This window comes from Deltaproteobacteria bacterium, from assembly GCA_005879795.1.
Classification (GTDB): domain Bacteria; phylum Desulfobacterota; class Binatia; order DP-6; family DP-6; genus DP-6.
On the sequence record VBKJ01000180.1, the window covers coordinates 1 to 9,867 of the forward strand.

The following is a 9,867-nucleotide window of genomic DNA, read 5'->3' on the forward strand; positions in this document are numbered from 1 at the left end:
AGGAGATCCTGATGCCGGCGGTCATCCCGGCCGAGCTCTGGCGGGAGAGCGGCCGCTGGGAGCAGTACGGGCGCGAGCTCCTGCGGCTCAAGGACCGCTACGACCGCGACTTCTGCTTCGGCCCGACCCACGAGGAGGTGGTGACCGATCTCGTCCGGCGAGAGGTCCGCTCCTACCGCGATCTCCCGAAGAACCTCTACCAGATCCAGGTGAAGTTCCGGGACGAGGTCCGGCCGCGCTTCGGCCTCATGCGCGGGCGCGAGTTCATCATGAAGGACGCGTACTCGTTCCACGCCGACGTGGAGGACGCGCGGCGCGAGTACGGGAACATGTTCGACACCTACGGGCGCATCTTCGCACGCTGCGGCCTCACGTTCCGCCCGGTCGAGGCGGGCACGGGCGCCATCGGTGGCTCGCTGTCGCACGAGTTCCAGGTGCTGGCCTCCGCGGGCGAGGACGCGATCGTTTCCTGCGACCGCTGCGGCTACGCGGCCAACGTCGAGAAGGCGGAGGTGCGCCCGCTCGCCGCTCCGGCCGGCGGCGCCGGCGGGCCGCTCGAGCGCGTCGCGACGCCCGGCAGGCGGACCGTGGAGGAGGTGAGCGCTTTCCTCGGGCTGCCGCCCGAGCGCTTCGTGAAGACGCTGCTCTACCGGACGGCCGGGGACGCGACGGTCGCGGTCCTGGTGCGCGGCGACCACGAGGTCTCGGAGACGAAGCTGCAGGCGGCGCTCGGCGGCGGGCCGGTGGCGCTCGCCGACGAGGACACGGTCACGCGAGCGACCGGGGCGCCGGTCGGCTTCGCGGGCCCGGTCGGGCTCGGCGTGCGCATCCTCGCCGACGCCTCGCTGCGCGGCATGCGCGGCGCGGTGAGCGGGGCCAACCGCGCCGACCAGCACGTCGTCAACCTGGACCTCGCGCGAGACGTGCCGCCTCTCGCCTTCGCCGACCTGCGGCAGGCGCGCGGCGGCGACCGCTGCCCGCGCTGTGGGGGCGGCACCTTCGCCGAGCACCGAGGCATCGAGGTGGGGCAGGTCTTCCTGCTCGGCACGAAGTACAGCGAGACGATGGGCGCCACCTTCCTCGACGCGAGTGGCGCGCAGCGGCCGATCGAGATGGGCTGCTACGGCATCGGCATCACCCGCACGGTCGCTGCCGCGGTCGAGCAGCACCACGACGACGCGGGCATCGTCTGGCCCGCCCCGCTCGCGCCCTACGGCGCGCTGGTCGTGCCGGTGGGCGCCCGCGACGGTGCGCTCGGCGAGACCGCCGCGCGGCTCGCCGCCGAGCTGGAGGCGGCGGGCGTCGACACGCTCCTCGACGACCGCGACGAGCGGCCGGGGGTCAAGTTCAAGGACGCCGACCTGATCGGTCTCCCCGTGCGGCTGACGGTCGGCCCGCGCGCGCTCGCGCGCGGCGCGGTCGAGCTGAAGCGGCGCAGCGAGCAGGAGGCGACCGAGGTGCCGGTCGCGGAGGCGGCCGCGCGCGCGGCGGCGCTGGTGGGGCCGCGGTGAGCAGTCGCTGGCCCTTCCTCCCGCCCCGGCCCGACAGCATCCGCCACCGGCTGATCTTCGCTCTCGACGTCGAGACCTTCGCCGAGGCCGAGCGCCTGGTCACGCTCCTCGCCAAGGACGTCGGCGTCTTCAAGGTCGGGAAGCAGCTCTTCCTCCACTCGGGCCCCGAGGTCGTGCGCATGATCCACCGCTACGGGGTGGACGTCTTCCTGGACCTCAAGTTCCACGACATCCCGCACACCGTGGCGCGCGCCGGCATCGAGGCGGCGCGGCTCGGCGTCCGCTTCTTCGATCTCCACGCCTCGGGCAGCTTCGACATGATGGAGCGCACGCACGCCGAGGTGACGCGTGTCTGCCGCCGCGAGGGCATCCGGCGGCCGAAGATCCTGGCGGTCACGGTGCTGACGAGCCTCGGCAAGAGCGACCTCCGGCGCGTCGGCGTGGCCGACGAGGTCGAGCACCAGGTGGTGCGCCTCGCCCGCCTGGCGCGCAAGGCAGGCATGGACGGCGTGGTCGCCTCCCCGCTCGAGATCGCGCGCATCCGGCGCGAGTGCGGGCGCGGCTTCCTGATAGTCACCCCGGGCGTGCGGCCGGCGCGGCGCGATGCGCCCGCGGAGCCGGACGATCAGAAGCGCAGCATGACGCCCGAGGAGGCGATGCGCCTCGGCGCCGACTACCTCGTGCTCGGCCGGCCGATCCGCGACGCGCGCGACCCGCTCGCCGCCGTGCAGGAGGTGGTGGCGGAGATGGCGCGCGGCTTTCTCATGGCGCGGGCGAAGCCGGGGATGCGGGCGTAGGTGGCCGCCGGCGGCAGGCCGCTCACCCCCCGAGCCGCACGTGGGCGAGGGCGGGGAGCTCGCGCCGCACCCGTGCCAGGTAGGCGCGGTCGATCTCGGCCATGACCACGCCCTCGCCGTCGGCGGCGCGTGCGAGCACGCGGCCCCAGGGGTCGACGATCAGCGACTCGCCCCAGTCGGCGAAGCCGTGCGGGCTCGTGCCGGTCTGGTCGGGGGCAACCAGGTAGCACTGGTTCTCGATCGCCCGCGCGCGGCAGAGGACCTCCCAGTGCGCCGCGCCGGTCGGGAAGGTGAAGGCCGAGGGGACGAGCAGCACCTCGGCGCCCGCGCGCACCAGGCGGCGGTAGAGCTCCGGAAAGCGCAGGTCGTAGCAGACCGAGAGCCCGAGCGTGCCGAGCTCGGTCGGCACCGTGACCGCCTCGGCCCCGGGCGCGCGCGTCGCCGACTCGCGCACCGACACGCGCCCCGCGAGCTCGACGTCGAAGAGGTGCAGCTTGCGATAGCGCGCGACGAGCTCGCCGCGCGGGTCGAAGAGGCAGCTCGTGTTGTAGGCGCGCGGCTCGCCGGCCGCGCGCTCGAGCAGGGAGCCCGCACAGAGATGGATCGCGAGGGCGCGGGCGAGCGCCGCCAGGCGCTCGGTGAGGGGCCCGGGGATCGGCTCCGCGACCGCCGCCTCCTCGGGGCGCGGGCCGCGCCAGGCGAACACCTCGGGCAGGACCACGAGGCGCGCCCCGCGCCCCGCAGCCTCGCGCACGAGCGCCTCCGCCCGCGCCAGGTTCGCGGCGCGGTCGGCGCCGGAGGCCATCTGCACCGCGGCGGCGAGATACCCCTCCATCTTTCGAGGCCATACCGCGCGGGCTCCGCGCCCGTCAATGCGCGTTCGATCGATTAAGCTTGTACCTGCGCGCGAAGCTGTGATACCCCCCGAAGGGAGTGACGAGGGAGTGATGAGCCGCCTGGTCAAGCGCTACGGCAACCGCAAGCTCTACGACACGAGCGAGAGCCGCTACGTGACGCTCGACGAGATCGGCCGCTGGGTGAAGGCCGGCGAGGACGTGAAGATCCTCGAGAACGACACCGGGGAGGACCTGACCGCCGTCACCTTCGCGCAGATCATCCTCGAGGAGGAGCGGCGGAAGAGCGGCCTCCTCTCGCTGCGTGTCCTGCGCGAGATCATCCAGCACGGCGAGGCGGCGCTGCACAACCTGAGCGCCACCGTCGACCGCGGCATGGAGGCGATCCGCTCGGTGCCGGAGCGCGCCGGGCGCCGGATGCAGGAGCTGGTGCAGGTGGGGGAGCGCCTCGGCCAGCTCCAGCAGCTGGTGGACGAGACCGTGCGCCGCTCGGTCGAGCGCGTGACCACGCTCCCCGCCTTCCAGAAGGAGATGCGCCGCATCGAGCGCAGCATCCGCGCCCTCGAGGCGCGCATAGCCCGCCTCCGCCCCGGCAGCGACGGCCAGCCGCCGTCCGATTCGAGCCAGGGCGGCAGCGGGACCTGAACCCTCCCCTCAGCGCGCCAGGAACACCGGGCAGGGGCTGTTGCGCAGCACGAACTCCGTCGTGCTGCCGAGCACCATCTCGATGATGCGCGAGTGCCCGTAGGCGCCGATGAACAGCAGGTCGTGGCCGTGCTCGCGGATGACGTCGACGATGCGCTGGTGCGGATGGCCGGTGATCGTCTCGCAGGTGAGGGCGATCCCGTACGAGTGGAGGTAGCGGCGCGCCTCGTCGAGCACGCGCGTCCCGTCGGCCGCCTCCTCGCGCCCGACGTGGATGACCGTGAGTGGCAGGGAGAGCGCGCTCGTCACCTCGGCGGCGGCGTGCATGGCGGCGCTCGCGCGCTGCGAGCCGTCGTAGGCGAGGAGCGGGCGGCCGATCTCCTTGAAGCGCATGGGCGACACGAACACGGGCTTCGGCGATTTGCGGGTCACCGACTCCGTGGTCGAGCCGAGCAGCCCGGTCGAGAACTGCTCGTTCACGCCCCGGTGACCGATCACCACCAGATCCGCAACCCGAGCCTGGTCGCAGATCTCGTTGGCGACGATGCCGGTGGCGAGCGTGGTGTCGCAGGGCACGCCGCGCTCGGCGCAGCGCTTGGTGAACGTCTCCAGCAGCAACCGGCCGCGCTCGCGCAGCGCCTCGCGCATCTTGGCGGAGAAGTCGAGGTAGGGTTCGAAGCCGAGCGAGCCGGAGATGTCGTGCAGGAAGGAGCCCTCGATCGAGACCACGTCGATGACGTGCAGGCCGAGGACCGTGGCGCGCACGCGCTCGGCGAGCCAGAGGGCGTACCGGAGGGCGGCGTCTGCGTGCTCGGAGCCGTCGAGCGCGACCAGGATGGTCTTGATCATGGCGGACGCCCCTGACCGCCTCTAACACCGGCGCGCGCGCGGACGCAAGGCGGCCTTTGCAAACGGCCGGCGGTCCGTTAAGAGGGACCGCGATGAGCCGCCGCGACGAGGCCCTGTGCGAGGAGCTCAAGGAGGTGGCCCGCCGCCTCGGCATGAAGGTGCGCGAGGAGGTCCTGCTGCGCGAGATCGGCTACCGCGTGCGCAGCGGCGCCTGCCGGGTGCGGGGGGACGACGTCATCTTCCTCGACCGCAACCTGCCCGCCGCCGAGCGGGTCCAGGCGCTGGCGGACGCGCTCGCGGGCCGCGACGTGGAGACCGTCTACCTGACGCCGGCCGCCCGGCGACTGCTCGAGCGTCGCGCGCGCGCCGCCGGCTGAGCGCCGCCGCCATGCCGGTGCGCGCGCGGATGCGGCGGTTCGAGCAGGCGCTGCGCGAGCGGGGCCTCAAGTCGACCTCGCAGCGGGACGACATCGCGCGCGTGTTCTTCGGCGCCGAGGAGCACCTCTCGATCGAGGAGCTCTACACGGCGGTCAAGAAGGTGAACCCGCGCGTCGGCTACGCCACCGTCTACCGCACGCTCAAGCTGCTCAAGGAGGTCGGCCTCGCCGCCGAGCGTCACTTCGACGACGGCCAGGCGCGCTTCGAGCCGGTCGAGGCCGAGAGCCAGCACCACGACCACATCATCTGCGAGCGCTGCGGCAAGATCGTCGAGTTCGCGAGCCAGGAGCTGGAGCGCCTGCAGGACCGTATCGGGCGCTTCCTCGGCTTCGTGGTGGGGCGCCACCGCATGGAGCTCTACGGCATCTGCGCCGAGTGCCGCGAAGGCCGCCGGCGCTCCTCCCGCCTCGAGCACGGTGTGCACCGGGTCTGATGCCGGCGCTGACGTTCCCTTGGCTGTTGCTCGCCCTGGTCGTGACGACGCCAAACGGCGAGGCGGGCACACATCCCGAAGGGTGCGCACTCCGCACAGCGTGAGGTGCCTCCGTAGACGGCCGGGGCGCACGTCGCGGGTGGCCTCGGCTCGACGCGGAGGGTGACCACGGCGGATTCGCGCCGGTTCCCCCGCCCCGGGGGCAGGACTTGAAATTGAAAGCCGTTTTCAACTAAGCTCGGTCCGTGTCCGGGCCCCGTCGCCTGCTCGTCCCGACAGCTGCCGCGGTGGGCCTCCTCCTCGCGCTAGCCGCGACGGCGCGGGCCGAGGAACGGTCCATCCCGCTGGCCGTCGCCGAGCAGGGCTTCGCGCCCCCCGAGATCGAGGCGGCGGCGGGCGAGCGCCTGCGCCTCGAGGTCACGAACCAGACCGCGGCCGCGATCGAGTTCGAGAGCTTCGAGCTGAACCGCGAGCGCGTCGTGCCGCCGGGGCGGACGGTCGCGGTCTACGTCTCGGGGCTCTCGCCCGGACGCTACGAGTTCTTCGACGACTTCCACCAGGAGCGGCGCGGCGCGCTGGTGGTGAAGTGAGGCGGCGGTGATCGAGACGCTGCTCATCATGTGGCGCGAGTCACTCGAGGCGGCGCTCGTCGTCGGTATCCTGCTCACGTATCTGGCGCGCAGCGGCGAGCGCGCGGGCATGCGCTACGTGTGGGCGGGTGCGCTCGGGGCGGTGGTCGCTGCGGTCGCGATGGGGCTCGTGTCGAACGGGGCGGCCGCCCGCCTCGGCCCCGACGCGCAGGAGCTGCTGCAGGTGGGCGTCCTGCTGCTCGCCGTGGGCGTGCTCAGCTGGATGGTGGTGTGGATGCATCGGAACGCGCGCCAGATCGGCGGCGACCTCCGGCGCCGGGCGGACCGCGCGCTCGCCACCGGGCGGCTGCTCGGGCTCGCCGCCATCGCCTTCGCCGCCGTCTTCCGCGAGGGCGTGGAGGCCGTGCTCTTCCTGTGGGGCGTGGTCGTGCAGCGCGGCGACGTGGGCGCCCCGGCGCTCCTCGCCGCGGGCGTCGCCGGAGCCGGGCTCGCGGCGGGCACCGCGTGGCTCTTCTTCCGCGGCTTCGCGTTCCTGAACCTGCACACCTTCTTCCGCGTGACCGGCATCCTCCTCCTGCTGGTGGCGGCCGGCCTCCTCACCGCGGGGGTGAACAAGCTGATCGGCCTCGGCTACCTCTCGCCGATCAAGCCGCAGGTCTGGAACACGGCCTGGCTCTTGCGCGACGACAGCCTGCTCGGCGCGCTGCTCGGCGCGCTTGTCGGGTACCGCTCCCGTCCCTCGCTCCTCGAGGTGCTCGCCTTCGCGACCTACCTGCCCGCCATGGGCTGGGCGCTGCACCGTGCCGACGTGGCGGCGCGGGGCGCGGCCGAGCGGAGCCCGGCGTGCTCGGCGGCCTGACGCCGCTCGCTCCCGTGCCTTCCCGCGCGCCAGCCGCATCGATTATCGTCACGGTCGTCGCCCTGCTGTCCCCGCCCGCGCCGGCGCTGGCCCTCAACTTCTTCGAGCTCGAAGTCTACCCGGCGACCACCGAGGGGCAGGGGCTGCACGAGGTGGAGAGCCTGACCACCCTGGTCGCCAACGGCCGCCGCCCGAACGAAGAGGAGGTGGAAGGCGAGGAGCCGCGCCGCCACCGGCTTCTGCGCACCACCGTCGAGTACAACTATGGCCTCACCGACAAGATCGACGTGGCGGCTTACACCGACCTCGCGCGGGAGAACGGCGACGAGCTGGAGTACGCGGGGTCGCGCTTCCGCGCGCGGGGCGCCTTCTTCGAGAAGGGACGCTACGCTCTCGACCTCGGCTGGTATCTGGAAGCGGAGGTGCCCCACCGGGGCGAGTCGGAGCTGGAGCTGGAGTTCCGGCCCATCGTGTCGCGCGACATCGGACGGTTCTCCGTCGATCTGAACCCGAGCTTCGAGCTGCCCACCGTGAGCGCGGAGCGCCGGACGCTCGAGTTCAACTACGGAGCGCGCGTGTACTACCGGCTGTCGCGGAACCTCGTCCCGGGCATCGAGTTCTTCGGCGCGCTCGGGCAGATCCGCCGGCCGGACGCCTCACGCGCGCAGGAGCACTACGTGTTCCCCGTGCTCTACGGCCGGCTCGCGCGCGGGCTCAGGTTCGCCGCCGGGCCGGGCTTCGGCTTGACGCGCGCGAGCGACCCGGTGATCCTGAAGCTCCTGGTCGAGTACGAGTTCACGTGGCCGGGTGGTGGCAGGGGGCCCGGCCGCCCCACCTACTGAACCGAGCGCACGAGCCGGAAGAGCCGCCGCGCGTTCGTCGAGGTCGCCTCCGCCACCGCGGCGAGGGACTCGCCGCGCACCGCCGCGACCGCCTGGGCCACCAGGCGCACATGCGCGGGCTCGTTGCGCCGCCCGCGGTGCGGCACGGGCGCGAGGTAGGGCGCGTCGGTCTCGACCAGGAGGCGGTCGCCGGGCACGACGCGCACAGCGGCGCGCAGCGCGTCGGCGTTCTTGAAGGTGACGATGCCCGCCACCGAGACGTGGAAGCCGAGGTCCAGGTAGCGCCGCGCGTCGTCGCGCCCGCCGGTGAAGCAGTGGATGACGCCGCCCACCGCCGCGGCGCCCTCGGCGCGCAGGAGCTCGGCCGCCTCGACGTGCGCCTCGCGCACGTGCACGACCAGCGGCAGGCCGACGGCGCGGGCGAGCGCGACGGTGCGCGCGAAGGCCGCGCGCTGCGCCGCCCGCGGCGAGAAGTCGTAGTGGAAGTCGAGCCCGGTCTCGCCGATCGCGACCACGCCCGGCGCGCGCGCGAGCCGCTCGAGGAGCGCGAACGCCGCGTCGTCCGCCGTGCTCGCGTGGTGCGGATGGACGCCGACCGTGGCCACGATCTCGACCGGCGCGCGCCGCCCGGCGAGCGCGAGCGCGCGCTCGTTCGCCTCCACCGGCCCCGTGGCGCCGACGCAGACGAGCGTCGACACCCCGCTCGCCGCCGCGCGCGCCAGGACCGCGTCGCGGTCGGCGTCGAACTCCGGCTCCGCGACGTGGCAGTGCGAGTCGACCAGCGCCGCCGCGTCGCTCACTCGGGCACCGCGTCGACGCGCGGGAAGAGCGGCTCGGGCGGGGCCGTACGATGGCCGCCGGGGAACGCCTGGCCCCAGGGGAGGTCGAGCTCGGCGCAGCGCGCCGCCGGCAGGCCGAGCAGCGTCGCCAGGCGGGTGGCGGTCTCGGGCATGAACGGCTCGAGGAGCTGCGCCGTCACCCGCAACCCCTCGCACAGCTCGTGGAGGATGGCGCCCACGCGCGGCCGCCGCGCGGGGTCCCTGGCGAGCGTGAAGGGCGCCGTCTCGACCACGTACTTGTTCGCCTGGTCGAGCGCGCGCCAGAGCGCCTCGAGCGCGCGGTGGAAGGCGAGCTCGGCGGTGTGCGACTCGACCTCCCGCCGCGCCGTCGCGAACGCGGCGGCGAGGGCCTCGTCGGCCGGCTCGGGCGCACGCGGCTGGAGCGCGCCCCCGAAGTAGCGCTGCTGCATGGCGAGCACGCGGCTTGCCAGGTTGCCGAGCCCGTTGGCGAGGTCGGCGTTCAAGCGCGTCACCAGCGCCGCCTCGCTGAACTCCGCGTCCTGACCGAAGGCCATGTCGCGCAGCAGGTAGTAGCGGAACGCGTCCATCCCGTAGCGTGCCTTCACGGCGAGCGGGCGCACCACGTTGCCGAGGCTCTTCGACATCTTGCCGGCCTGCATCTGCCAGTGGCCGTGGACGCAGAGACGGCGGTAGAGCGGCAGCCCGGCCGCCATCAGCATGGTCGGCCAGAAGACGGCGTGGGCCTTCAGGATGTCCTTCCCGATCAGGTGGTGCGCCGTCGGCCAGAGCTCCAGGCGGCCGCGGTGCTCGAGCGCGCTCACGTAGTTGAGCAACGCGTCGAACCAGACGTAGGTGACGTAGCGGTCGTCGAAGGGGAGCTCGATCCCCCAGGCGAGGCGGCTCTTCGGCCGCGAGATGCAGAGATCGCCGATCGGCTCGCGCAGGAGCGCCAGGACCTCCCGGCGGTACCCGCCGGGGACGATCAGGTCGGGCTCGGCCTCGAGCGCCTCCTGCAGCCGCGCCTGGTAGGCGCCCATGCGAAAGAAGTAGTTCTCCTCGGCGATCTCCGTGGGCGCCACGCGGTGGTCGGGGCAGACGCCGTCCACCAGCTCGCGCTCCTGGTAGAAGCGCTCGCAGCCGAAGCAGTAGAGGCCGCGGTAGCTGCCGAAGTAGACGTCGCCGCGCGCGTGCACCCGGGCCAGGATCCTCTGCACGTAGCGCACGTGATAGGCGTCGGTGGTGCGGATGA

At 73.3% G+C, this 9,867-nt stretch carries 12 protein-coding genes; 8 read left to right on the forward strand and 4 right to left on the reverse strand.

Annotation, left to right across the window (positions count from 1 at the left end; genetic code table 11):
- Both E6J59_15350 and pyrF read left to right on the forward strand, forming a co-directional pair.
- Positions 1-1,511, forward strand: a 1,511-nt coding sequence (locus E6J59_15350; GenBank protein ID TMB17915.1) for a proline--tRNA ligase, incomplete at its 5' end; no start/stop codon positions are given.
- A 38-nt stretch (positions 1,512-1,549) separates the two neighbouring features.
- Positions 1,550-2,308: an orotidine-5'-phosphate decarboxylase gene (gene pyrF / locus E6J59_15355; GenBank protein ID TMB17924.1), complete on the forward strand. Its 759-nt coding sequence runs from the start codon at positions 1,550-1,552 to the stop codon at positions 2,306-2,308.
- A 22-nt stretch (positions 2,309-2,330) separates the two neighbouring features.
- On the opposite strand, the gene E6J59_15360 is transcribed toward pyrF, so the two are convergent.
- Positions 2,331-3,143 (reverse strand): carbon-nitrogen hydrolase family protein, encoded by an 813-nt coding sequence (locus E6J59_15360; protein TMB17916.1) that lies wholly within the window; start codon positions 3,141-3,143, stop codon positions 2,331-2,333.
- 112 nt (positions 3,144-3,255) lie between these two features.
- On the opposite strand from E6J59_15360, the gene E6J59_15365 reads away from it, so the two are divergent.
- Positions 3,256-3,807: a transcriptional regulator gene (locus E6J59_15365; protein ID TMB17917.1), complete on the forward strand. Its 552-nt coding sequence runs from the start codon at positions 3,256-3,258 to the stop codon at positions 3,805-3,807.
- Positions 3,808-3,816: 9 nt separating this feature from the next.
- On the opposite strand, the gene E6J59_15370 is transcribed toward E6J59_15365, so the two are convergent.
- Complete coding sequence (locus tag E6J59_15370; GenBank protein ID TMB17918.1) at positions 3,817-4,656, reverse strand: universal stress protein; 840 nt, start codon at positions 4,654-4,656, stop codon at positions 3,817-3,819.
- A gap of 92 nt (positions 4,657-4,748) precedes the next feature.
- On the opposite strand from E6J59_15370, the gene E6J59_15375 reads away from it, so the two are divergent.
- From E6J59_15375 to E6J59_15395, 5 genes are all read left to right on the forward strand, one after another.
- Positions 4,749-5,033: a hypothetical protein gene (locus E6J59_15375; GenBank protein ID TMB17919.1), complete on the forward strand. Its 285-nt coding sequence runs from the start codon at positions 4,749-4,751 to the stop codon at positions 5,031-5,033.
- A gap of 29 nt (positions 5,034-5,062) precedes the next feature.
- Positions 5,063-5,527: a transcriptional repressor gene (locus E6J59_15380; GenBank protein TMB17925.1), complete on the forward strand. Its 465-nt coding sequence runs from the start codon at positions 5,063-5,065 to the stop codon at positions 5,525-5,527.
- A gap of 245 nt (positions 5,528-5,772) precedes the next feature.
- Complete coding sequence (locus E6J59_15385; protein TMB17920.1) at positions 5,773-6,117, forward strand: cupredoxin domain-containing protein; 345 nt, start codon at positions 5,773-5,775, stop codon at positions 6,115-6,117.
- Between the two features lie 7 nt (positions 6,118-6,124).
- Positions 6,125-6,976 (forward strand): high-affinity Fe2+/Pb2+ permease, encoded by an 852-nt coding sequence (locus E6J59_15390; GenBank protein TMB17921.1) that lies wholly within the window; start codon positions 6,125-6,127, stop codon positions 6,974-6,976.
- Positions 6,961-7,818 (forward strand): hypothetical protein, encoded by an 858-nt coding sequence (locus E6J59_15395; protein TMB17922.1) that lies wholly within the window; start codon positions 6,961-6,963, stop codon positions 7,816-7,818. The genes E6J59_15390 and E6J59_15395 overlap by 16 nt, the downstream gene beginning before the upstream one ends.
- On the opposite strand, the gene E6J59_15400 is transcribed toward E6J59_15395, so the two are convergent.
- Together E6J59_15400 and E6J59_15405 are read right to left on the reverse strand one after the other, a co-directional pair.
- Positions 7,812-8,600, reverse strand: coding sequence for a TatD family deoxyribonuclease (locus E6J59_15400; GenBank protein TMB17926.1), 789 nt, complete (start codon positions 8,598-8,600; stop codon positions 7,812-7,814). The two genes, E6J59_15395 and E6J59_15400, sit on opposite strands and share 7 nt — an antisense overlap.
- Before the next feature lie 14 nt (positions 8,601-8,614).
- Positions 8,615-9,867, reverse strand: a 1,253-nt coding sequence (locus E6J59_15405; GenBank protein TMB17923.1) for a methionine--tRNA ligase, incomplete at its 5' end; no start/stop codon positions are given.